The organism is Brevibacillus thermoruber 423 (assembly GCF_000454065.1).
In the GTDB taxonomy this organism is placed as follows: Bacteria; Bacillota; Bacilli; order Brevibacillales; family Brevibacillaceae; genus Brevibacillus; species Brevibacillus thermoruber.
The window spans coordinates 644,721-667,106 of record NZ_KE695649.1 but is presented as its reverse complement, the minus strand read 5'-3'; the positions used below and the strand labels follow the sequence as shown (position 1 = coordinate 667,106).

Sequence of the window (22,386 nt, the reverse complement as noted above, 5' to 3'; positions counted from 1 at the left end):
TGCAATGGAAAGCGAGGTACATCCTTCCGATGAAAGATCCCCGTATCGACAAACTGGCCGATGTCCTGGTGAACTACTCGACGCGCGTCCAGCGCGGTGAAAACGTTCTCATCTACGCGATCGGCGCGGTAAGCGAACTGGTTCGCGCCGTCATCCGCAAGGTGTACGAGGCGGGCGGCAACCCGTACGTGCAGTTGATCGACCAAACGATCCAGCGGGAACTCCTGCTCGGCGCAAACGAAACGCAGTTGGGCGTGATGCGCGACGCGGAGGTTTCCTTTATGAAGCAAATGGACTGCTACATCGGCATCCGCGGCGGCGACAACATCAGCGAGCTGTCCGACGTACCGGGGGACAAGATGCAGCTCTACTCCAAGCTCCTGCTTCGTCCCGTGCTGGACGTGCGCGTGCCGGAGACGAAGTGGGTCGTGCTGCGCTACCCCAACGCGTCCATGGCCCAGTTGGCCAACATGAGCACCGATGCCTTCGAAGACTTCTACTTCAAGGTCTGTACCCTGGATTACGGCAAGATGGACAAGGCGATGGACAGCCTCGTCGAGCTGATGGAAAAGACGGACAAGGTGCGCATCACCGGCCCGGGCACCGATCTCACCTTTTCCATCAAAGGCATTCCGGCGATCAAGTGCGCCGGGCAAGCCAACATCCCGGACGGCGAAGTGTTCACCGCTCCCGTCCGCGACTCCGTCAACGGCGTCATCAGCTACAACACCCCGTCGCCGTACCAGGGCTACACGTTTGACAACATCAAGCTGACCTTCAAGGACGGCAAAATCGTCGACGCGACCGCCAACGACACGAAGCGGATCAACGAAGTGTTCGACACGGACGAAGGCGCGCGCTACATCGGCGAATTTGCCATCGGGGTCAACCCGTACATCCAGAACCCGATGAAAGACATCCTGTTCGACGAAAAAATCGACGGCAGCTTCCACTTCACGCCCGGTCAGGCCTACGACGAAGCGTTCAACGGCAACAAGTCGTCCATCCACTGGGACCTGGTCTGCATCCAGCGTCCGGAGTGGGGCGGCGGCGAGATCTGGTTCGACGATCGCCTGATCCGCAAAGACGGCCGCTTTGTGGTTCCGGAGCTGGAATGCCTCAACCCGGAAAACCTGAAATAACGCAACAGGCGCCGCACAAAAAAGCGAAGGGACGCAGCATCCCTTCGCTTTTTTATGTCCGCTCTCCCCGCTCGCTGCGGATCGGACGGTCCCGTCCGTTCCTACAGGGTACAGGCGGGCTCCTGTTTCAGCAGGGCCGGCATTTTTTGTTCCAAAAACGCAATCGTGGTCTCCAGGTGGTGGATCGTGTACTCCCAGCAAAATCGCTGGTATTCGTCAAAATGCTGCTGCAGTTTCTGGTACGAACGGCGGCTCTGCTGCAGCATGTGCCGCTGCATCTCCAGACAGCTCTGCAGCAGTTCTCTTTGCTCCTCCGGCGTGCGGCTCTTGCCAAAGAAAATTTTTACCAGCATGTCGGAACGCAGCACCGGCGGCAGAATCGGGGTCTGAATCTCCTTGCGGAACGCCTCCCGACCGGCCTCCGTGATGCTGTACAGGATCTTGTTCGGCTTGCCCGACTGGATGACCTCCTGCTTGGTCACGTATCCTTCTTCCTCCAGCTTGCGGAGCGCCGGGTAAATGGCGCCGAAGCTGGCGTCATAGAAAAAGCCGATGCTGTTGGAAAACGCCTGTTTGATATCGTACCCGCTCATCTCTCCGTAGCTCAAAAATCCGAGAATAATTGTTTTGACATCCATCTCTCTACATCCCTCCAACACGCTGTCTGCTCTCTCTCGCGAATGCGCTTTATGTTCAAAATATTCTCTATATGTATTATAAGCACTTTCTTATGATTATACCAATCCTATTTCTTTATTATATCAATCAAAAATATTGATATATCCCTCCCGTGGATTTTTGGGCGTCCCTTCTCCCCCGCCGTGCCATAAGATGATACATACCTATCTGCTGTGGGGGGAGATACCGTGAAAAGTAAAAAATGGTCCCATTACACCAAAGTCAAGTACCCTGTGAGCAGCAGTTTGCATCCTCTCAATTTTTTCGTGCCGATTGTGGAGCGCGTCAAGGAAGGCGTCGTCTCCATTGTGACCGAGGATGCGCCCCACGGGCACAACGTGGAATCGCTGATCCGCAGTCTGATCACCGACGAGTCGCCGCTTCCCTCCGAGCGGAGTTACGGCTCCGGTTTTATATTTCATCCCAAAGGATACATTCTAACCAGCGAGCACGTGGTCGGAAAATCGCGGACCATCCTCGTCAAGCTGTACAACGGGCAGGTGTATGAAGCGAAACGCGTGCTGGCCGACCGCGTCCGCGACTACGCCGTCATCAAAATCGACGCGGATTGCAAACTGACCCCGCTGCGGCTGGGCAGCTCATCCGACACGAAGGTGGGCGAATGGGTCATCAGCATTGGTTCCCCGCCTGCCGCCATAGAGGCAAACCGAAGACAGGATTTTCCCATGCGCCTGCTTGGGGGTGGCGGTCCCTGCCCCCGGAACGCCGACGCGGGAAACGGGCGTCCGCCCGTCCCGACCGCCTGTCCCGGCCGCCTGTGTGCATAGCCGGACCGTTCGCGGGAGACAACATGACGAGAGCCGATTGGCGGTGAATGCAACTTACCTTTCTCAAGTAAGTGTGTTACAATTAAGGGCAATACAAAAAGCTGTTTCACAGAGGTGACACCGACGTGGGTCAAGAATTTGCTGGCGAGCAAATGTGCCCGAAGTACGAAGGGGCCATGAACATTCTCGGCAAGAGATGGACCGGATTGATCATCCATGTGCTGCTGCTCGGGGCTGTCCGCTTCAAGGACATCCGCGAAATGGTGCCGCACATGAGCGATAAAATGCTGTCGGAACGATTGAAAGAACTGGAGGAACTGGGCATCCTGGAACGCAAGGTGTTTCCGGAAATTCCTGTCCGCATCGAATACCATCTCACGGAAAAAGGAAAAGACCTGCGCCCCGTAATCGAATCGATTCACGCCTGGGGCCAGAAGTGGATGTAGCCGGCCGCACCGGCTGATCCGCGCCCCGCTGCGTTCCGCCGGGAACGACGGCGGGGCTTTTTTGGCTGTCCAGGCATACGCGCCGCCTCCCTGCTGTAGACTCTACCATCCGCGATGAGGGAAGGTGGTTCGATGAGAACGGCTGTCTACGTTCGCGTCAGTACGGAGGAACAGGCAAAGGAAGGATTTTCCGTGGCCGCCCAGCGAGAACGGCTGCTCGCCTACATCCGCTCCCAGGGCTGGACGCTGGCGGACATCTACGCCGACGAAGGCGAGAGCGCCAAGGATACGCGCCGGCCTGCGCTGCAGCGGATGCTGGCAGACGTGCGGCAGGGGCGGGTAGACGTCGTGCTGGTGTACCGGCTGGACCGCCTGACCCGCTCCGTCCTGGACCTGTACCGGCTGCTGAGCCAGTTTGAACGGCACGGCGTCCGCTTCAAAAGCTGCACGGAAGTCTACGACACGACGACGGCGATCGGCCGGCTGTTCATCACGCTGGTGGCGGCTCTGGCCCAATGGGAACGGGAAAACCTGGCGGAGCGGGTGAAGCTGGGGATGGAGCAGATGGTGCGGGAGCGAAAACGGCCGGGCGGCCCCCCGCCCTACGGATACGAATGGCAGGACGGCCGGCTGGCGGTGCATCCGACAGAGGGGGATGCGGTGCGCGGCATGTTCCGGCACTTTCTGGCCGGATGGTCTCCCCGGCAGATCGCGGAATGGGCCAACCACGAGGGCTTTCGCGGAAAACACGGCGCCCGCTGGAGCGCCGGCGCGGTGACCCGCCTGTTGAAAAATCCGGTGTACTACGGGGCCCTGCGGTGGAACTACGCGGAAGGCGGCCAGCGGCTCAACCGGCCGGAGGAGTGGGTGATCGTCGAGCGGGCACACCCGGCCATCGTCGACGCCTCCACGTTTGCGGCGGCTCAACGGCGGCTTTCGGAGCGGCGGTCTCATCATCCACGGGTCCTCTCTTCACCGTTCATCTTTTCCGGTCTCCTGTACTGCTCCCGCTGCGGCTCGCCGATGCGCGGCAAGACGGCCCATACCAACAAGCCCAACGGCAAACGGTACACGCACCACTATTACCTGTGCAAAAACAGGCAGAAGGGCGGGTGCCAGGCCCCCGCGATCCGCGAAGACCGCCTGGCCCGGGAAGTGATCAGCCACCTCCTCCGCTATCGGGAGGAACTCCGTGCGGCCTGCCGCGAAGCCGTCTCGTCCGGGGCGCCACCAACGGAATGGGAGGCGGCCCAGGCGCTGCTGCAAAAATGCAGGCAAAAGCGGAAGCGCTGGGAAGACGCCTACGCCGAAGGGGTCATCACGCTGGCGGAATATCGCGCCAAACTCGGAGAGCTGAAGCGGGCGGAACGGGAGGCGCAGGCCACGGGGCGGCAGCTCCCTCCTGCGGGCGGGCCGGACGAGTGGCAGGAAGCGCTGGCCGACTGGTCCTCCATCTGGGAGTGGGCTACGCGGGAAGAGTGCCGGCAGTTGGCGGACATCCTGCTCCGCCGCCTGGAAGCGGAGGCGTGTCCGTCAGCGTCCGGCCCCGGGCTGGCCGTGCGCCTCACGCTGCTCGCGTTTCGCTGACGCGGTTTGCCCCTACGGGAGCAGACGGTTCCCCGCTGGGTCTGGAAAACTCCGTCACGGCCGGCATCATCAGCGCCAAAAACCGGCGCCTGCAGGTGGCCAAGCGGATGTACGAGGATATTTTTCAGACGGACGCGGCCATCAACCCCGGCAACAGCGGCGGCCCGCTGATCAATCTGAACGGCGAAGTGGTCGGACTCAACGCGTTCATCATTCAATCCAGCCAATGTCTCGGGTTTGCCATCGGCATCGACGCGCTGAAAGAGCGGTTGGGACAGTTCGTGTTCACCTAAGCCCCTCTTCGTCCCGTCCGGCCGATGATGCCGCCGCCCCGCCGCATTGGCTATTGCCCCCAACAAAAAACCCCGTCTACCGTGGTGACGGGGCTTGTTTTTCAAAGGCAATCAGGTACACGCCGCTGCCCTGCTGGTTGAGCTGTTGTTCCGCCTGCTTCAGCTGCTGAAGCTGGGCCTCCGTCAAGCGGGCAATCGGCAGTTCGTCGAGCCGGTTCTGTTTCACGTGCCATTCCTCCGTTTGATGTCAGACTCGCTGTCTAGTCTGCCCACTCCGGAGGCTATGTATTTACGCCACGTGCAGGAGCGCCTTGGCAATGGCGGCACAAGAACGCTTGCAGAACACAATCGGCAGTTCCCGGTCTTTTGCCTGATTTTTTACCGTCTTGGCCAGATTGTGGTTGACGAAGTCGGTCAACACCAAAATCATGTGGACGCCGGTCGGGATTTTCACGCCGGTTTGGGAGCTTTTCCGGCCGGTCACGTGATGAATCTCGGTAAATCCTTGATCTTGCAGAAAATCAACGATATTGCCCAGGCGGTCACCGCCGATGACGAGAATGGACGACATTTCAAATTCCCTCCTACATGAATGGTTCTCTGACTCGTTGTATGTGGTACCTCGCTTGTTTTCTAATTGATAATGAATCTCACTCTTATTGATAAATATTATCATTCCCAATTAGCTTTGACAATACTCTCCGTGGTAACATTTTTGTGTCAGCCGGAATACTAAGAACGACTCTGCATTGTTCTTTCCCGGTGCTTTTTTCCAGCCGTATGATATAATGAAGACACACATCACCAGTGAGGAGGTAGCGTTGGGTGCAAGAGATGTCGCAACTGCACGCCATATTTACCCGCACCAGCGGCTTTATCGAGCGCTTCATGGGCATCATCCAGCCGATTATCGACGCGGCGCAGGATGAGCATACCCGCCTGTACTATCACCATATTTTGGAAGAAGAAGAGCAGCGCCTCGGCCGCCTGAACGAACTGATTCCCTACCTCGGCTCCCTCATCGACGGGAACAAGGCGGAACAGCTCAGCGACCGGGAACTTTCCCGCCTGCTTTCTGACATAAACCTGGAGCGATTCGGCCTGCACAACTTCCGCGAGCACCTGGAACTCTCCCTGTACGAGTTTCAGGACGAGGAGACGCGCAGTGCCCTGAACAGCATGCGCGAAGCGACACAGGAAGATTACCTCCGCGTCAAAGAGATCATCGCCGCGCTGAGCGAACGCTTTTCCGACGGCGACCGCCGTCCTGATCTGACCGACCACGACGAAGGGCACGACATTCACCAGGTGGATCACCTGAAGGCTTCCGCGGCACAGACAGGAGCCGCCCATGCAGGGAAAGCGCCGGGAGCCGCACAGACCGTTTCCGCCCCGGCCGCCAAAAAAGGATTGACCGTCGGCAGTTTGAAAGGATTGTAAGAGGCCGTTTCGGCTCTGCCGCCAACACCGCTTCATCACCATTTCGAACGATTTGGAGGTAGCAACGATGGACAAGCTCCGCAAGTTTCCCGACTCTCCCTTGACGAATGACGAGTGGCGCCAACTGGACCAGACCGTCGTCGAGATGGCCCGCCGCCAACTGGTCGGACGCCGCTTTATCGATATCTACGGACCGCTTGGCGAAGGCATCCAGACGATCATCAACGACATTTACGAGGAATCCCGCTTCGGGGGGTTAAGCCTGCGCGGCGAATCCCTGGAGCTGACCCAGCCGAGCCGTCGGGTCAGCCTGACCATCCCGATCCTGTACAAAGACTTCGTGCTGTACTGGCGCGACGTCGCCCAGGCCCGCACCCTGGGGATGCCGCTGGACATGAGCGCCGCAGCCAATGCGGCCGCAGGATGCGCCCTGATGGAAGACGACCTGATTTTCAACGGCTCCGCGGAGTTTGATCTGCCCGGCCTGATGAACGTCAAGGGTCGCCTCACCCACCTGAAGAGCGACTGGATGGAATCCGGCAACGCGTTTGCCGACATCGTCGAGGCCCGCAACAAGCTGTTGAAAATGGGACACAGCGGCCCGTACGCGCTGGTCGTCTCTCCGGAGCTGTACTCGCTTCTGCACCGTGTCCACAAGGGGACCAACGTCCTGGAAATCGAGCACATTCGCAATCTGGTGACCGACGGGGTGTACCAATCCCCCACCATCAAGGGACGCACCGGCGTGCTGGTCGCCACCGGCCGGCACAACCTGGACCTGGCGATCGCCGAAGACTTCGACACGGCGTTCCTCGGCGACGAGCAGATGAACAGCTTCTTCCGCGTTTACGAGTGCGTCGTGCTCCGCATCAAGCGGCCGAGCGCCATCTGCACGCTGGAAGAAACGGAGGAATAAGTCCCGGACCCCGGACGCGGGGCTTTCTCTTCCTGCGAATCAACCAAAAAGTGAGCGGCTGTCTCCCGTTCGGGGAGCAGCCGCTCTTCTTTTTCCTGCCCAGGCTGTGATCATCTTCCCTTACTCCGCGACAATGCGATGCAGGACGCCACGATCAGGACTCCGCCAAATACCGTGAGCAGATCAGGCACTTCCGCCCAGAACAAGAAGAGTCCTCCATGACAGAGGACTCTTTCGTGTGAGGATCACGCTGTTCCAGCAGCCGCTTTCGTACGGTCGGCTGCTTACTGCGCCGCAACGGCGGTGTATGCGGCAAATGCGCTGTACAGGCGGCTGATGGCCAGCTTGGTATCTTCCCTGTTCAACAGGGTGTAGTTGAGCCGCATCGTGTTCACCTGCGGTTCGGCCGCGTAAAACGGGATGCCCGGAACGAACGCGACGCCTTCGCGCACGGCTTGGGCGAGCAGTTTTTCCGAATGGACGTGCTCCGGCAGCTTCACCCAGAGGAACATGCCTCCCCGCGGCTTGTTCCAGGTAACGCCGCTCCAATTCTGGCTGGCCAGGAGCTGGTGCATCCATTCCATCCGCTCCTGGTAGGCGGCGCGGATTTTGCCGATGTGGGCGTCCAGATCGAAGTGGGACAGCAGTTGATGCAGCGCGATCTGGTCAATGGAGCTGGAGTGCAGGTCGACCGCCTGTTTCGCTTTGACCATCGTCTGGATCACCTGAGCGTCTCCGATCGCCCAGCCGATCCGCAGCGCCGGCGCCACCGTTTTCGAAAAGGTGCTGGTGTAGACGACCGCCGAACCGTCGGGATGCTGATCCAGCGAGAAGATGGTCGGATACGGCCCCTCCCCGTCAAACTGAATCTCGCCGTACGGGTCGTCTTCCAGGATCAGGATGTTGTTGTCGCGGCACTGGCGCAAGAGGCCGAGACGCCGTTCCAGACTCCATACCTTGCCGGTCGGGTTGGCAAACGTGGGAATCACATACGCCATTTTGGGACGGTACTGGGCGATCTTGCGGGCCAGATCCTCCATGTCCATGCCCTCGTCGTCCCCCTCCACCGGAACAGCGCGAATGCCGCGGAACTGAAAAAGCTGCACGGCAGCCAGATACGTGGGGTTTTCTACCAGCACGACGTCGCCTTCGTCCAGATAGACGCGACAGAGCAAGTCGACGGCCTGCTGGGAGCCGGTGGTCAGCAGCATGTTCTCCACGCCAACGTTCATGTTCTTTTGTTTCATCCGGGACGCCACCCACTCGCGCAGGGGCAGGTATCCGTCCGTCAGACCGTATTGCAGCGATTTCGGTCCTTGACTGAGCGCGCGGTCAAAAGCGCCTTTCATTTCTTCCAGCGGAAAAAACTCCTCCGCCGGCAGTCCGCCGGCCAGCGACAGCACCTGGGTGCCCTGCGTCAATTTCAGGATTTCCCGCACGGCCGAGGAGCTCAGTGCGTCAACCGAGTGTGAAAAAGAGTACTCCATGTTCCGTTCCCCCTTGATTGAGCTTATCCTTGTTGTATCACTCACGCCGGGAGAAGTCCAATCTATCCTTGCTATAAGCGGAATAGGTTTTGGCTATTGTTCTCTGATCATCACGTATCAAAACGGGCCCCCTTATGTTCTAAGGAAACCCGTTCTTCTTTATCTGCAGCTCAGTTGCAAATCGTTTGAAGATGAAAGGAACCGCTCGTGATTGTAAATACCTTTATGGTGATGGATAATTGATTTTACCCGTTTCAACCAATTGCTTTACCCCAAGAAACATGAAATTCCAACCCTGTTCTGTACTGTCATGGTACTCACGAAGTGCTTGTTCAATGTCTTTCTCCGTCCAGCCTTCTTCATGAGGAACGACAATCACTTGTGTGAAAGTCATCTCGCATCCCTTTTCAAGAGGTTTACATTCAACGGTAATCCTGTCTTCTGTGTCACTAAATTGCGGCATTTTAAAGGTAAACACCAATCGATTGGGCGGGTCAATTTCGATGTATTCACCAATTGCCCTGTAATCTTTCCCTCCACGATGATCCACAATTTCCCATGTTCCACCGACATGAGGTTCGTTCTTTGCCACTTTATTCGTCGATTCCATCGTAAACAGCCATTTTCTCATCATTTCCGGGTTGAGCCAAGCGTCAAACACTCTGTCTGCAGAGACATCAAAAGAACGTTTCATCGTTACCGTTATGGTAGATGCATGAACCATTTTCATCATCCTTTACAACGTGATGTCACCGCCGGGATATAATTGACCCAGGTTCGCCGGAAAGAAAATGACCCACCCATAGCGAATATATCCCCTTCGTAATTAACGGCCAAGTTAATCTTCGGAGGGAGACACATGCTAAGGAGTGGGATAGTGATATCGTTACATACCATGAGGGCAGAAGGCAAGAGTATTCGTGAAATTGCCCGTCTAACGGGGCATTCTCGAAATACAGTTCGCCGATATCTCCGGGGTGAATTCTCCCCCGAAAAGGGAACCCGTAAATCTCGTGGTTCCAAGCTTGATCCGTATAAACCGTTCCTGCAGGAACGTCTTCAAGAAGGTATCTATAACTGCGAGGTTTTATTCGATCTTCTACGAGAAAAGGGGTATACCGGGGGACGTACCATCTTGAAAGACTATGTGAAGGACTTCCGTCCTCCCAAACAAGTTCCCGCTGTTCTTCGTTACGAGACGAAACCTGGTGAATATGCACAGGTCGACTGGGGACTGTGTGATTACGTAGATTTGGACGGTACAGTCCGAAAAGTGCCGGTATTTGTCATGGTATTGGGGTACTCTCGTTCCACCTATATAGAGTTCACTAAGCGTTGTGACATTCACAGCTTTCTTCGTTGCTTGATTCATGCTTTTGAATATTTTGGGGGCATCCCAAAGGTAATGCTGACCGACCAGATGAAAACCGTCGTACTGGGCATGGGAGATGATCGAAAACCTCGCTGGCATCCGCTTTTTGCCGACTTTGCTGCAGCGATTGGGCTTGTTCCAAAAGTATGCAAAGTTCGACGCCCCGAAACAAAGGGAAAAGTGGAACGAGGCGTTCAATACGTAAAAAACAACTTTCTTCCTGGCAAACGCTTCGTTGATTTACAGGATCTCAATCAACAAGCCCTACACTGGTGCGAGCGGATTAACCGCCGTATTCATGGAACAACCGGCGAACGTCCCATCGACCGACTCCGTGAGGAAAATCTGTCGCCTATCCCTTCAGCTGAACGATGGGAAAAATACTTGCATGAACCGAGACAGGTCAGCCGAGACGGATTTGTTAGCTACGATGGTGTACGATATGGGGTTCCATGGAGGTACAGTGGACGTGAGGGTACCGTGCGAGAAGTGAATGGGTGGGTGGAAATCTGGGCCGACGGCACATGTATTGCTCGACACCAAAAGGTCTATCGATCCCGTGCAACTGTTTTTTGTGAAAACCAGTATGCAGGTCTTACGACTGCTCAAGGATATGCCTATCCACGTCCGCAAGCCCGACAGATTTCATCGCAGCAAGTGGAAGTGCGTTCGCTGGATGTCTATGAGCAGCTGACGGGGGTGGGAGCATGATTGAACTGGAACAGGCACGGCTACGTCTTGAGGAACTTGGGCTTCAGCAAGCGGCTCTACTCTTGGATGCCCATTTGGAAGCGGCAAGTCATGGACAGCCCACCTATCTGTCCTTTCTCAACATGCTTCTAGATGCAGAGATAGCGGAACGTCAAAAACGGAATATGGAGGTACGCACCAAACTCGCACACTTGCCTTACCGAAAAACGCTGGAGGAGTTCGATTTTGCTTTCCAACCCAGCATTGACGAACGGTTGATTCGAGAGCTGGCCACGATGACTTTTGTAACCCGACACGAGAATGTCTTGTTCTTAGGGCCTCCCGGAGTAGGAAAAAGTCATCTGGCGGTGGCGTTGGCTGTAGAAGCCATCTCGCAAGGGATATCCGTTTACTTTGTCAGTCTCTCGCAACTCATCGAAGATCTGCGAAAAGCTTACACGGAAAACAGGCTGGATAAACGCCTACGCATCTATATTCGACCAAAGCTCCTGATTATTGACGAAATTGGTTACTTACCGTTTGACAGTTTGGCAGCTAACCTCTTTTTCCAGGTAGTAAGTGCAAGATACGAGAGAGGGAGTATTCTGTTGACCAGCAACAAGAGTTTCGGTGAATGGGGGGAACTGATGGGCGATCCGATACTTGCTACGGCTATCCTGGATCGGCTCTTACACCATTCCCACATCGTCAATATTAGGGGGAATAGTTACCGACTTCGTGAGAAGATGAGGACTGGAGCCTACGGCTCCCCCTCTACCACCTAACCAACAAAAAATCGCCGGGTGGGTCAATTCTAAACCGGCGATGGTGGGTCAAAATAAAGTCGGCGTTGACACGTGATTAATTAGGTGCAAATCGTTCCACAAACGTTCAGAAAAACGAAGCCATTCTGTTACAGGAGATAACAATTCGAGATGAAGACGACACGTATGTGTCCGTCCTTGCACGGTCCTTTCAAGCAAGTCTGCCCGTTCTACTATTTTGATAAACCATTAGGTAGATGATTCCAGATGGATGCCGGTGTAAAACCTGAGCGGATTCAGCGGGCACCACCGGTTTCGTTACGCCAACAAGCTCATGATCACAGCGAGGATGACCTTTTTCAACCTGGACTTCGCCAGCCGGCAGGTTCACACTCTCACCTGTGACAACTGCGGACTGATTCATTGGTTTGCCAAGAACATTGATCGCCTGCGGGAGTAATTCGGGCAAGCAAAAAGGGAAGCGTGAACCGCTTCCCGTCTTTTTCTCTGGAACGTTTTCGTCTCTTTGGCACGCCAGATTTCCCTACGCGATGCGAACAACCCGTGCCTTTTCCGTCTGCGGCAGGAACGGCAGATCGACGTGTTCCCGCGCCACGTCGAAGCCAATGTCTTCGGCAAGCAGCAGCGCTTCTTCACGGAACGTCGGCGTACAGCTTCCTTCGTTCAACTGGCACAGCCGCTTCAGGCGCTTCAGCCGCTCCGCCATCTTCTCCGCGCGCATCACCTCGTTGCGCAGCTCGCATACGTTTACGTGCACCGCGTCGGCAATCATGCTGATGTCATTGACATGGACAATGAGCCGCTTGCCCTCCTCCGTGACAAAACCGAGCGAGCAATACTGCGCGCCGGACATCTCCAGCCGCGTGAGAACGGCGTTGGCAAACTCCTCGCCGGACCGCAGGCGAATCAGGCCCGCTTCAACGGCGCCGCCTACCTTGCGCTCATTGGTGATGACCGTGTACATGTCGGTGTATCCGTTGATCTGATAGCGCATGACACCCTCCTGCCGAGCAAACGTGATCATTGAGATCAATTATCATTACCATACCTATCGTATAATGAAAATCATTATCTGTCAATGCTGAGAATGATTTTTACTGAGAATGGATTTTTTCGCATTGGCGCGGCATGGGTGATCGCCCCCGCCCTTTTCCATGCTATTCGCCCACCCGGTTTCGGGCTCTACGACACTCGCCTATTTGGGCCGGAAGTCACTTCAAAAAAATCAAACCGCCAAGGCCGTTCTGCGAACACCCTGGCGGTCAACTCTCATTCTCTAGGACATGAACTATTTTTTGCACGGGGAGAAAATACCCAAACGCTCAATCCGCTCCACCGCTTCCGCCAGCCGCTCCTCGCTGGCCAGCAGCGCGGCGCGGACGTACCCTTCGCCGGTGGGACCGAAGCCGACGCCTGGCGCGACGGCGACATGGGCCTTCTCCAGCAGCAGGTCGGCAAAATCAGCGGACGTAAACCCTTTCGGCACCGGCAGCCAGGTGAAGAACGATCCCTGCGACGGTGCCGCCTCCCAGCCGATTCGGTGCAGGTTGGAAAACAGCGCGTTGCGCCGGCTTTCGTAGACGGCGACCAGCTCGCGGACACACTGCTGGGAATCGGTCAGCGCCCGGGCCGCCGCCATCTGGATGGCGCCGAACAGGCTGCAGAAGTAGTGGTCCTGGATCAGGTTGATCAGCCGGACCAGTTCCCGGTTGCCGACCATCGCGCCGACGCGCCAGCCGGCCATGTTGTAGGTCTTGGACAGCGTGTAGAACTCCACGCCCACCTCTTTGGCCCCCGGCACCTGCAGGAAGCTGACCGGCTTCTTGCCGTCGAAGCTGATCGCTCCGTAGGCGAAGTCGTGGCAGACGACGATTTCGTGCTTGCGGGCGAAGCGGACCGTCTCTTCGAAAAATTCGAACGGCGCATTGACCGCTGTCGGATTGTTGGGATAGTTCAGGAACATCAGCTTGGCCTTGTCCAGATCCTCCCGGGCCAATTCGCCGTAGTCCGGCAGGAAGCCGTTCGCGGCGCGCAGCGGCATCATCACCATCCGCCCGTCGGCGATCGCCACGCCCGACCAGTAATCGGGATAGCCGGGGTCCGGCACCAGGGCCACATCGCCCGGATTGAGCAGCACCTGGCAGATTTCCACCAGTCCGGTCTTGCTGCCGAACAGGATGGCCACTTCCTCTTCCGGGTCCAACTCGACGTCAAACTCCTGCTTGTACCAGTGGGCGACGGCCCGTTTCAGCTCCGGACGGCCGCTGAACGGCGGGTACTTGTGGTGGACCGGCCGGGCCGCGTGGGCCTGCAGTTCCTCGACAATGTGCGGCGGCGTGGGCAGATCGGGGTTGCCCTGCCCCAGGTTGATCACGTCATGGCCGGCGGCGATGGCTTTGTTCACTTTTGCCACCAGCGAGGCAAAAAACTGCGTCGGCAGTCGGTCAATCATGGCGGACGGTTGGATGCGCATCGGTCTCTCGTTCCTTTCCCTCGGGTAAATCGTGCAGACATCGGCACGTAGGCAAAAGCCCCTTTTTCCTGTACAGAAAAAGGGGCAGATCGACATCTCCACGTTCTTATCTGTCAGGAATGCTCCTGCTGGAATTGGCACAGCATCTGCCGCCGTACAGGCAGATCCGCTGCCGGGCTTCATCGGGCCAGTCCCTCCGCCTCTCTGGATAAGGTCATTGCATGCTATTCGGTTTCGTTTGCGTTACAGCTTCATGCCAGCACACATCCGGCGGGACGGCGACCGTGCCGGCCCCTCGTTACGACGTCCGTTCAAGGCCGCCGAAGGGTCCGGACTGCGCTGGTTGGTAATCTCTTTCATACTACTTGAGCAAAACGGCAGTGTCAAGATGTCGGCTGGATGTGCACTTTGGCGCCGTCCTTCAGCAGCGTCTGGCCGCGCACGACGATTTTCTCGCCTTCCTTCAGGCCCGCCTTTACCTCCACCAGATCGCTGGATTCGGTGCCGGTCTGGACTTCCACTTTTTTCGCCGTGTCGCCTTCCAGCTTGTAGACGAACCGCTTGCCGTTCTCGTCAAAGACGGCCTTGAGCGGCACCACCAGCATGTTGGCGGCCTGCTGTTTCGCAAACTGGATGCTGACGACCATGTCCGCCTTCAGCGAGGCGTCCTGCTTGGCCAGGGAAATCTCCACCGGATACGCGCGCAGCGTCTGGTCCATCACGGGACTGATCGCGCTCACCGTGCCGTCCAGTTCCTTGGAGAGGGCGGAGATCTGGATCTTCACCTTGTCCCCTTTTTTCACCGACGTTACTTCCTCTTCGGAGAGGTTGGCCTTGACGATCAGCGGGTCGGTATCCACGATGGTGACCACCGGCGATTGCGGCGAAGCCATCTCCCCTACCTGTCCGTTGACGGCGGAGACGAAGCCGGAGATCGGGGCGGTCACCGTCGCGTTGGCCAACTGTTCACGGGCGTTTTCCAGCGAGACGCGGGCCTGTTCCACGGATGCCTGGGTGACGGCCACTCCCGTCCGCTTTTCTGCCGCCTCCAGCGCCTGCTTGGCGTTGGCATACGCCGTCTGCGCGTTTGTGAGGGTCGCCTGTGCCTGTTCCAATTGCTGAGGAGACACCGCCCCCTGATTGTACAGTTCGGACATGCGCTGGTAGTTGCGTTCCGCGTCCCGCAGCGCCTGCTCGGCCTGCACCAGACCGTTTTTCGCCTGCTGCAGCCCTTGGCTGGTGGTGGCATCACTCTGCTTCAGGTTGGCTACGGCGAGGTCGTACGCCGCCTGCGCCTGCTGCACCGCATTCACCAGGTCCGTTTTTTCCAGGGAGAAGAGCACCTGTCCCTTTTGGACATACTGCCCCAGTTTCACGTTCAACTGCACGATCTTGCCGCTCACTTTGGGCGCCAAGGTGACTTCCTTGTTGGGGGCCAGTTTCCCGGTTACCCCCGCGCGCGTGGACACGCTTCCTTTTTTCACTGTATCGACTTGTACCGGCACCGGCTTGTTTTCCGTTTGCGTCTGCTGCGTGGCCGCATCCGGAGCCGTACAACCTGCCAGGGCGACTGCCAGGGCCAGCAGCAGCCCAAGACTTCCCTTGTTCATCTTCATACCGTGTAGCCTCCTATCCCAACGTCGGCATATCCTGGCCGGCCGATTTTTTCTGCTTGCGTTTCTCTTTGCGATTGCGCCATTTTTGACCCAGATCGTCAAACCAGGAGTAGACGACCGGAATCAGCACGAGCGTGATCAGCGTGGAGAAGCTGAGACCGAAGATGACGACAACAGCCATCGGCGCCTGCGATTCGTTCCCGTCCCCGCCGCCAAAGGCAAGCGGCGTGATCGCCAGAATCGTCGCCAGCGTCGTCATCAGAATCGGACGCAGCCGGATCGGACCTGCCTGGAGGATGGCCTCGTTCCGCTCCACGCCCCGTTTGCGCAGTTGGTTGACGTAGTCGATCAGGACGATCGCGTTGTTGACGACAATCCCGATGAGCAGGATGTACCCGATCAGCGCCGGAACGCTCAGCGGATAGCCGGTCGTAAGCAGCCCCACGACCACGCCGATGAACGTCGGCGGGATGGAGAACATGATGATAAACGGCGTAAACAGGGATTCAAACTGGCTGGCCATCACCATGTAGACCAGCGCGATCGACAGGATGATCGCCAGTCCCAGGCTTCCAAACGACTCGGCCATCTCCTTGCTCTGTCCGCCGACTTCCAACGTGTAGCCGTCCGGCAGCGACAGGGCGTTCAGCTTGGCCGTCACGTCACGGGTAACGGAGTTCAGGTCGCGTCCGACGATTTCGCTGCTGATCGTCACTTCCCGCGTCTGGTTGGTCCGTTTGATCAACTGCGGCACGTCCTGTTTGACGATCTCGGCGACGGACGAGAGGGCGACCTGCGCACCGCTCGCCGTCGGGATGCGGAGCTGCTGCAGGTAGCTGATGTCGTCCTGATACGACTTGGGCAGCATGATTTTCACGTCAATCTGGTCGTCCCCCGTCTGGTAGGTGGTGACCGTCATGCCGTCAAACGCCGTGCGCACGTTGGACAGCACCTGGCTGGTGGTCAGCCCGTACAGGCTCGCCTTTTGCGGATCGACCAGCACCTGCACTTCCTGGCGCGTCTCTTCCAGCGAGGTGGTGACGTTGCGCGTGCCCGGCACCTGCTTGATCTCGCCGGCGATGATCGAACTGATGTCTTCCAGCACGTCGAGGTTCTCCCCGCGCAAGCTCACTTCCAGCGGTGCCCCCATCGGGCCGCCCGACTGGTCCACTTCCGTTACCTCAATCTCCGCCCCCGAGATGTCGGCCAGCTTTTCGCGCAGTTGTTCCGTCACCTGCTCGGTGCTGACGGAGCGCTGATCCTTGGGGACCAGCTTCACCTGCACCTGCGCCTGGTTGGACGTGGCGTTGGCGATGATCGCGGGGCCGCCGTTGGACCCGATCGAGGTGTACAACTGCTCCAATTCCGGCAAATCCTTTACGCGTTTTTCCACTTCGGCGACGACTTTTTCCGTCTCCGACAGCATGGTGCCGTTCGGCATCTTAATGGAAATGGAAATCTGTCCTTGGTCCATCTTTGGAATAAATTCCGCGCCGACTCCGCCGGAGAGGACGATGGCGCCGACAAACAGGGCAATCGTCACGGCAAACACGGTCTTGCGGTGGCCGAGGGCCCACTTCAGCAGGCGGCCGTAGCCGCGCGCGATCTTGTTAAATCCTTTGTTGAACCACATCACCGGATTGAAGCCTCGGTAGTTGGACACTACCTCTCCTTCGGTGTGCGGCACTGTTTTCAGCCAGCGGGAACTGAGCATCGGCACCAGTGTCAGCGAAGCCAAGAGCGCCGCGATGTGCGAGTAGACGACGGTCAGCGCCAGCGGGCCAAACAGCTCGGAAGCCAGCCCTTCGACGAAGACAATCGGAGCAAATACGGCGATTTGCGCCAGCGCGGAGGCCATCACCGCCGTGCCCACTTCCTTGGAACCGAGCCGGGCCGCTTCCATCATGCTCTTACCCTGTTCCCGGTAGCGGAAGATGTTTTCCAGAATCACGACCGCGAAGTCTACCAGCGACCCCAGCCCCAGGGTCAAACCGGCAAGCGAGATCATGTTGATCGTCTGGCCGGTAAAGTACATCAGGCAGAAGGTCGCCACCACGGAGATCGGAATCACGATGGAGACGATCAGCATGGAGCGGAAGCTGTTCAAAAACAGGAACAGGATGATGATCGAGAACAGCCCGCCCACGAGCGCGTGCTCTCCGACCGTGTAGATGGAATCCTTGATAAACTTGGACGAGTCGAGAATCGTGGTCACCTTGACGTTGGGAGGCAGCACCTGTTTCAGCGCCTCCAGTTCCCGGTTGACCGCGTCCGCCACTTCAATGGTGTTGCCGCCCGAGGCTTTGGTAATGGTCAGGCCTACGCTGGGCATTCCGTTCATGAACGCCTTCTGCGTCACTTCCTTGTACGTCTCGGTGACTGTCGCCAGGTTTTTCAGCGCGATGCTGCCGTTCTGCACGCGAATCGGCGTCTCGCCGATGTCGGCTACGGAGCCGTACTCGCCGTCGACCCGGATGCTCAGCTTGGTGTCGCCCTGACGGATGACGCCGGACGAACCGGACACGTTGGTGGCCATCAAGGCCTGCTGAATCTGATCGATGCCGATCCCGTACGCGGCCAGCCGGTTCGGGTCGAGCACGACCTCGACGATCTTCTCCTGGCCGCCGGAGACGCCGACGGAGGCAACGCCTTCAATCCGCTCCAGGCGCGGCTTGATCGTGTCTTCCGCGATCGACTTCAGCTTGACGACGTCTTCTTCCCCGGTCAGGGAAAAGGTCATGATCGGTTCACTGTTAGGGTCCAGTTTCAGAATGCGGGGAGCCTTGGCGTTGTCCGGCAGGATGCCGCGGACCAGGTCCACCTTGTCCCGCATGTCCAACGTTGCCTGGTCCATGTCGGTTCCCCAGTTGAACTGCAGGATGACCTGGGAGGCCCCTTCGGCGGAGTTGGACATGATTTTGTCTACGTTGGGCACCGTTCCCAATGCTTCCTCGATGGGACGGGTCACCAGCTTTTCCACTTCGGCAGGCGTGCTGCCCTCTACGGTGGTGACGACCACCGCCACCGGCAGATTCAGCTCCGGATACAGCTCAATCGCCAGCTTGGGCAGGGAGACGAAGCCGAAGAGGAGCAGAGCCACCGTCATCATCAGGATGGTAACGGGGCGTTGAATGGAGAATCGGGAAAGATTCATCGTGTACAGCTACCTCCCTTTTTCGGAAACGATTGTTGCCGTTTTTCCAAATAGTGTGTCAAGATCGTCAGCGATCGGCAGACAGCTTCCACGTCTTGGTCGGACATGCCGTCGAACAGCTCGTCAAAGTAGCTGTCCTGCATGAAGGGAATCCGTTGTTTGATCGCTTGCGGGGTGTCGGCAAGTTCCACCCAGACCATGCGCCGGTCCTTTTCGTCCCGCACCCGTTTGACAAAGCCGTCCCGTTCGAGCCGGTCGACGATGCCGGATACGGTGCTGTAGGAGAGGTCGATCAGCCGACTGAGTTCCCCGATGGTCCTAGGCGCCTCCATCACGGGACCCAGGACGAACATCTGCGGAATGGTCAATCCGCATTTGGTCAATTCCTGGGCGATGACGTCCAGGTAGACCTTGTTCATCAGGATCAACTGCATCGACATGCGCCTCATAGGATTCATAGGCCACACCTCTATTATTTCGCGTCACGAAACATTATGACATAGGACATATTTCGCATCAAGAAATTTTCGTGTTGAAAACGTATTATCTTTTCGACAGACCATCCTCCCGCTGTCACGGCGCATCCCCTACCATACCACGCGTTTATGAACCCAATATGAACGGACGGTGACGCATGTCTCCCACAAAAAAAACGCCCCTCGCACGGGAGGGACGCTGCCGTAAGGACGTATCCGCTTCGGTCTTTTTGCCTATTCCGTTTGACTCAAATCCGGGGGCCGCGGAGAGAGGCCTCTCCCCTGGCTCATTTCTCCGGCACGCTCAGCACAGGCTGGGTCTCAGGCCGCTTGACAAACGAACTGTACGCGGCAAAACAGCCGACCGCCACCAGCGCCAAGACCGCCATCAGGTAGAGCATCCCTTGCGGAGCGAGCGCCTCGAAGGCCATCGCTCCCACAAGCGGTCCCGCCATCCGGCCGGCGGACGCGATTCCCCCGACAATGCCCTGGACCATCCCTTCTCTCCCGGCCGGGGCCAGATCGGCGGCAATGGTGGGCACCGCCGGCCACACCAGCATTTCGCCGATCGTCATCACGAACATGGCCGCCACGAATCCGGCGTAGGCCGTCGTCTGGGAGAGGATGAGCATCGACAGCGCAAACACGTACGCGCCGAGCAGCAGTTGCGCTTTCAACGTCCGGGCGAATCGGTTGATCATCCAGGAGAGCAGCGGCTGGCCGAACAGGATGAGCGCTCCGTTCAGCGTCCAGAGCAGACTGTACTGCCGAAGCGAAATGCCCAGCGACTGCATGTAGGCGGAGAGCACCGTCGTCCACTGCGCGTAGACGATCCAGCAGACCAACAGGCCGCTGCAAAGCAGGCCGATCGCCCCCCAGGCGACCGGACGGCGTTCCGTTCCCGCCGCAGCCTGCTTCGCCTCCGTCCCGGCCGCTTCCGCCGCGTGGGCTCGTTCGTTCGGTTGTTCCGCGAGATGCTGCGGCAGGCACCGGAGAAACATCGCCAGCGTCGCCGCCTGCGCGATGGCGTTGCCGAAAAACGTCCAGGCGAACGACATGCTGGCCAGGACGCCGCACAAGGCCGAACCGACGGCCACCCCGATGTTGAGGGCGACGTAGATCACGTTCAGCCCCTTGCGCCCGCCTTCCGGCCAGAGGCGGGCAACCAGTGCGTTCAGTACGGGAAAGATGATGCCAAAGAAAAATCCGTTCAACAAAAGCAGCACGGTGTAGGCGGTGAAGTCGGTCGTCAGGCCAAGCGCGACGGAGACAGCGATCGCGCCGACGGAACCGACCGCAATCGTCCGCCTGTGTCCCCAGCGGTCAAAGAGAATGCCGCCCGCCACACTCCCCACGAGGTTCGCTCCCTGGTTCAACAGCAGCAGCAGCCCGGAAACGGTGAGCGGTTTGCCCAGGTAATCGTGGATGTAGATGGTGACCAGCGGCCAAATGCACGCCATGCCCGTGGAAGTCATGGCAGCAACGGCGGCGAGAACCCGTATGCTGCGCGGATACATGCTCCACATTCCGCTCATGACTGATTACTCCTCAATCCGATGAAAATCTCCGCTTTTTCCGCCCGTTTTGCTCATCAGGCAGGTGGGGCCGATGACCATCCCCTTGTCCATCGCCTTGCACATGTCGTAGACAGTGAGGGCGGCGGCACTGACGGCGGTCAGCGCTTCCATCTCCACGCCCGTCTTGCCGGTCGTTTTGACCGTCGCCTCCACCTCCAGCGTGTCGGGGCCGACAAAGGCAAAGCGGATGTCGATGCCGGTCAGCGGCAGCGGATGGCACATCGGGATCAGCTCCCACGTCTTTTTCGCGGCCATCACGCCGGCCACCTGGGCCACCGCGAGCACGTCTCCCTTGGACACGCGCCCTTCCCGGATGCGCTCCAGCGTCTCCGGCTTCATCGTAATCCTGCTCTTCGCCACCGCTTCCCGCCTGGTCTCCTCCTTGTCGGAGACGTCCACCATGCGGGCGCGATTTTGCTCGTTAAAGTGGGTCAATTTATCGTTCATGCTGCGTTCCTCCCATATTCGATCCCCTCAATGGCGGGGAATGGCGTATCACCGTCCAAACCGGCCGGTCCATACCGTCTCCGCCAGTTGGACATGCCTTAGCCCGTCGTTTCTCTCATTATCTCTAACCTTACCGTTGGCGCGGCACAAAATCAATGAGGAAACTGCGCGAAGCGGCACCGTTCATTAGACAGTTTCCGCTTCGGTGTGTTATCGTTTCCGGTAGAAAGCGTTTCAACCTGCCGCCGCTACGCTATACAAGATACCCGGCGTCAGGTTGTTCAAAACCGGGAAATGAGGAGTGCATCGATGCAAATACGCGTGCTGTTGTTTGCCGGCCTCGCCGAGAGGGCCGGTGAACGGGAGATTCGAGTGAGCGTGGCCGAAGGGGCTCTCGTGCGCGACCTGCTGCAAGCGGTCGGGGAGCAGTATCCTGCGCTGGCGCCGCTGTTGGGCGGCTGTTTTGTCTCCGTCAACCAGGAATACGCCGTACCGGACAAGGCGCTGGCGCCGGGCGACGAAGTGGCGATCCTCCCCCCGGTGAGCGGCGGCGAAGAGCCGCGTTTTGCCGTGACGACTGAGCCGCTCAGCGCGGACAAGCTGGTTCGGCTCGTCTCCAATCCGCGGGCCGGGGCCGTGCTCGCCTTTGTCGGAACCGTTCGCGAATTTACCCACGGACAGCGGACCGTCTCCCTCACCTACGAGGCGTACGCCCCGATGGCCGTGGAAAAGATGAAGCAAATTGCCGCGGAGGTGGCCGAGCGCTGGCCGGGGGCGGAGCTTGCCATGCATCACCGCATCGGCGACCTGCAAATCGAGGAGATTGCCGTCGTCGCCGCCGTCGCCACGCCGCACCGGAACGAAGCGTTTGAAGCGGGACGGTACGCGATCGAACGGCTGAAGCAGATCGTTCCCATCTGGAAAAAGGAAGTCTGGGAAGACGGCAGCGAGTGGAAAGGGCACCAGCAGGGACCGTGGAACCCGCTGGCGCTTCCCGACGACGCGGAAAGGAGATAGAG

The 22,386-nt window shown here is 58.2% G+C and carries 22 protein-coding genes and 1 riboswitch; of the genes, 10 read left to right on the top strand and 12 right to left on the bottom strand.

Features of this window, described 5'->3' with window-relative positions; all coding sequences use genetic code 11:
• Window positions 1–29 precede the first annotated feature (29 nt).
• Window positions 30–1,142 (top strand): aminopeptidase, encoded by a 1,113-nt coding sequence (locus tag M516_RS0108195; RefSeq protein ID WP_029098692.1) that lies wholly within the window; start codon window positions 30–32, stop codon window positions 1,140–1,142.
• Window positions 1,143–1,243: 101 nt separating this feature from the next.
• On the opposite strand, the gene M516_RS0108190 is transcribed toward M516_RS0108195, so the two are convergent.
• Entirely contained in the window at window positions 1,244–1,780 is a 537-nt protein-coding gene (locus M516_RS0108190; RefSeq protein WP_029098691.1) for a PadR family transcriptional regulator, read from the bottom strand.
• Window positions 1,781–2,008: 228 nt separating this feature from the next.
• Between M516_RS0108190 and M516_RS23040 the strand changes: the two genes are divergently transcribed.
• From M516_RS23040 to M516_RS26130, 4 genes are all read left to right on the top strand, one after another.
• On the top strand, window positions 2,009–2,608 hold the full coding sequence (locus M516_RS23040) for a S1C family serine protease (protein ID WP_081656475.1): 600 nt from the start codon (window positions 2,009–2,011) through the stop codon (window positions 2,606–2,608).
• A gap of 125 nt (window positions 2,609–2,733) precedes the next feature.
• On the top strand, window positions 2,734–3,054 hold the full coding sequence (locus tag M516_RS0108180; protein ID WP_029098690.1) for a winged helix-turn-helix transcriptional regulator: 321 nt from the start codon (window positions 2,734–2,736) through the stop codon (window positions 3,052–3,054).
• A gap of 132 nt (window positions 3,055–3,186) precedes the next feature.
• Window positions 3,187–4,641 carry a recombinase family protein gene (locus tag M516_RS0108175; RefSeq protein WP_029098689.1) on the top strand — a complete coding sequence of 485 codons (1,455 nt, stop codon included), beginning with the start codon at window positions 3,187–3,189 and terminating at the stop codon, window positions 4,639–4,641.
• Window positions 4,581–4,934, top strand: coding sequence for a S1C family serine protease (locus M516_RS26130; protein ID WP_269320169.1), 354 nt, complete (start codon window positions 4,581–4,583; stop codon window positions 4,932–4,934). The genes M516_RS0108175 and M516_RS26130 overlap by 61 nt, the downstream gene beginning before the upstream one ends.
• Window positions 4,935–5,010: 76 nt before the next feature.
• Here M516_RS26130 and M516_RS25505 read toward each other — a convergent pair whose 3' ends face one another.
• Window positions 5,011–5,160 carry a hypothetical protein gene (locus tag M516_RS25505; protein ID WP_162836710.1) on the bottom strand — a complete coding sequence of 50 codons (150 nt, stop codon included), beginning with the start codon at window positions 5,158–5,160 and terminating at the stop codon, window positions 5,011–5,013.
• 63 nt (window positions 5,161–5,223) lie between these two features.
• Window positions 5,224–5,505, bottom strand: a complete 282-nt coding sequence (locus M516_RS0108160) for a DUF2325 domain-containing protein (protein WP_029098687.1) — start codon at window positions 5,503–5,505, stop codon at window positions 5,224–5,226.
• Window positions 5,506–5,759: 254 nt separating this feature from the next.
• On the opposite strand from M516_RS0108160, the gene M516_RS0108155 reads away from it, so the two are divergent.
• Window positions 5,760–6,374: an IMEF encapsulin system ferritin-like cargo protein gene (locus M516_RS0108155; RefSeq protein WP_029098686.1), complete on the top strand. Its 615-nt coding sequence runs from the start codon at window positions 5,760–5,762 to the stop codon at window positions 6,372–6,374.
• A gap of 67 nt (window positions 6,375–6,441) precedes the next feature.
• A complete protein-coding gene (locus M516_RS0108150) occupies window positions 6,442–7,290 on the top strand; it encodes a family 1 encapsulin nanocompartment shell protein (RefSeq protein WP_029098685.1) in 849 nt (282 codons plus the stop codon).
• A 284-nt stretch (window positions 7,291–7,574) separates the two neighbouring features.
• Here M516_RS0108150 and M516_RS0108145 read toward each other — a convergent pair whose 3' ends face one another.
• Both M516_RS0108145 and M516_RS0108140 read right to left on the bottom strand, forming a co-directional pair.
• Window positions 7,575–8,777 (bottom strand): aminotransferase-like domain-containing protein, encoded by a 1,203-nt coding sequence (locus M516_RS0108145; protein ID WP_029098684.1) that lies wholly within the window; start codon window positions 8,775–8,777, stop codon window positions 7,575–7,577.
• A 223-nt stretch (window positions 8,778–9,000) separates the two neighbouring features.
• Entirely contained in the window at window positions 9,001–9,501 is a 501-nt protein-coding gene (locus M516_RS0108140; RefSeq protein WP_029098683.1) for an SRPBCC family protein, read from the bottom strand.
• A 135-nt stretch (window positions 9,502–9,636) separates the two neighbouring features.
• On the opposite strand from M516_RS0108140, the gene istA reads away from it, so the two are divergent.
• Both istA and istB read left to right on the top strand, forming a co-directional pair.
• Window positions 9,637–10,860 (top strand): IS21 family transposase, encoded by a 1,224-nt coding sequence (gene istA / locus M516_RS24650; RefSeq protein ID WP_008409807.1) that lies wholly within the window; start codon window positions 9,637–9,639, stop codon window positions 10,858–10,860.
• Window positions 10,857–11,624, top strand: a complete 768-nt coding sequence (gene istB, locus M516_RS0108120) for an IS21-like element helper ATPase IstB (protein ID WP_008409491.1) — start codon at window positions 10,857–10,859, stop codon at window positions 11,622–11,624. The genes istA and istB overlap by 4 nt, the downstream gene beginning before the upstream one ends.
• Before the next feature lie 523 nt (window positions 11,625–12,147).
• Here istB and M516_RS0108115 read toward each other — a convergent pair.
• From M516_RS0108115 to moaC, 7 genes are all read right to left on the bottom strand, one after another.
• Window positions 12,148–12,618: a hypothetical protein gene (locus M516_RS0108115; RefSeq protein ID WP_029098682.1), complete on the bottom strand. Its 471-nt coding sequence runs from the start codon at window positions 12,616–12,618 to the stop codon at window positions 12,148–12,150.
• Window positions 12,619–12,912: 294 nt separating this feature from the next.
• Entirely contained in the window at window positions 12,913–14,097 is a 1,185-nt protein-coding gene (locus M516_RS0108110) for a pyridoxal phosphate-dependent aminotransferase (protein WP_029098681.1), read from the bottom strand.
• 103 nt (window positions 14,098–14,200) lie between these two features.
• A riboswitch (SAM riboswitch) is annotated at window positions 14,201–14,312 on the bottom strand.
• Window positions 14,313–14,480: 168 nt separating this feature from the next.
• Complete coding sequence (locus M516_RS0108105) at window positions 14,481–15,713, bottom strand: efflux RND transporter periplasmic adaptor subunit (protein ID WP_029098680.1); 1,233 nt, start codon at window positions 15,711–15,713, stop codon at window positions 14,481–14,483.
• Between the two features lie 13 nt (window positions 15,714–15,726).
• Entirely contained in the window at window positions 15,727–18,867 is a 3,141-nt protein-coding gene (locus M516_RS0108100) for an efflux RND transporter permease subunit (protein WP_029098679.1), read from the bottom strand.
• Window positions 18,864–19,325 (bottom strand): MarR family winged helix-turn-helix transcriptional regulator, encoded by a 462-nt coding sequence (locus tag M516_RS0108095; RefSeq protein WP_081656474.1) that lies wholly within the window; start codon window positions 19,323–19,325, stop codon window positions 18,864–18,866. Before M516_RS0108095 ends, M516_RS0108100 begins: the two co-directional genes overlap by 4 nt.
• 305 nt (window positions 19,326–19,630) lie before the next feature.
• A complete protein-coding gene (locus M516_RS23035) occupies window positions 19,631–20,878 on the bottom strand; it encodes an MDR family MFS transporter (RefSeq protein ID WP_035289089.1) in 1,248 nt (415 codons plus the stop codon).
• A 6-nt stretch (window positions 20,879–20,884) separates the two neighbouring features.
• Window positions 20,885–21,367, bottom strand: a complete 483-nt coding sequence (gene moaC, locus M516_RS0108085; RefSeq protein ID WP_029098677.1) for a cyclic pyranopterin monophosphate synthase MoaC — start codon at window positions 21,365–21,367, stop codon at window positions 20,885–20,887.
• A gap of 309 nt (window positions 21,368–21,676) precedes the next feature.
• Between moaC and M516_RS0108080 the strand changes: the two genes are divergently transcribed.
• Entirely contained in the window at window positions 21,677–22,384 is a 708-nt protein-coding gene (locus M516_RS0108080; RefSeq protein ID WP_029098676.1) for a molybdenum cofactor biosynthesis protein, read from the top strand.
• Window positions 22,385–22,386: the final 2 nt, after the last annotated feature.

What these genes read in the sequence shown, in the direction of transcription:
- M516_RS0108195 (WP_029098692.1), top strand. Translation starts at nt 30, where the DNA reads ATGAAAGATCCCCGTATCGACAAACTGGCCGATGTCCTGGTGAACTAC.
- M516_RS0108190 (WP_029098691.1), bottom strand. Translation starts at nt 1,780, where the DNA reads ATGGATGTCAAAACAATTATTCTCGGATTTTTGAGCTACGGAGAGATG.
- M516_RS0108175 (WP_029098689.1), top strand. Translation starts at nt 3,187, where the DNA reads ATGAGAACGGCTGTCTACGTTCGCGTCAGTACGGAGGAACAGGCAAAG.
- M516_RS0108160 (WP_029098687.1), bottom strand. Translation starts at nt 5,505, where the DNA reads ATGTCGTCCATTCTCGTCATCGGCGGTGACCGCCTGGGCAATATCGTT.
- M516_RS0108150 (WP_029098685.1), top strand. Translation starts at nt 6,442, where the DNA reads ATGGACAAGCTCCGCAAGTTTCCCGACTCTCCCTTGACGAATGACGAG.
- M516_RS0108145 (WP_029098684.1), bottom strand. Translation starts at nt 8,777, where the DNA reads ATGGAGTACTCTTTTTCACACTCGGTTGACGCACTGAGCTCCTCGGCC.
- M516_RS0108140 (WP_029098683.1), bottom strand. Translation starts at nt 9,501, where the DNA reads ATGGTTCATGCATCTACCATAACGGTAACGATGAAACGTTCTTTTGAT.
- istA (WP_008409807.1), top strand. Translation starts at nt 9,637, where the DNA reads ATGCTAAGGAGTGGGATAGTGATATCGTTACATACCATGAGGGCAGAA.
- istB (WP_008409491.1), top strand. Translation starts at nt 10,857, where the DNA reads ATGATTGAACTGGAACAGGCACGGCTACGTCTTGAGGAACTTGGGCTT.
- M516_RS0108115 (WP_029098682.1), bottom strand. Translation starts at nt 12,618, where the DNA reads ATGCGCTATCAGATCAACGGATACACCGACATGTACACGGTCATCACC.
- M516_RS0108110 (WP_029098681.1), bottom strand. Translation starts at nt 14,097, where the DNA reads ATGCGCATCCAACCGTCCGCCATGATTGACCGACTGCCGACGCAGTTT.
- M516_RS0108105 (WP_029098680.1), bottom strand. Translation starts at nt 15,713, where the DNA reads ATGAAGATGAACAAGGGAAGTCTTGGGCTGCTGCTGGCCCTGGCAGTC.
- M516_RS0108100 (WP_029098679.1), bottom strand. Translation starts at nt 18,867, where the DNA reads ATGAATCTTTCCCGATTCTCCATTCAACGCCCCGTTACCATCCTGATG.
- M516_RS0108095 (WP_081656474.1), bottom strand. Translation starts at nt 19,325, where the DNA reads ATGAATCCTATGAGGCGCATGTCGATGCAGTTGATCCTGATGAACAAG.
- M516_RS23035 (WP_035289089.1), bottom strand. Translation starts at nt 20,878, where the DNA reads ATGAGCGGAATGTGGAGCATGTATCCGCGCAGCATACGGGTTCTCGCC.
- moaC (WP_029098677.1), bottom strand. Translation starts at nt 21,367, where the DNA reads ATGAACGATAAATTGACCCACTTTAACGAGCAAAATCGCGCCCGCATG.
- M516_RS0108080 (WP_029098676.1), top strand. Translation starts at nt 21,677, where the DNA reads ATGCAAATACGCGTGCTGTTGTTTGCCGGCCTCGCCGAGAGGGCCGGT.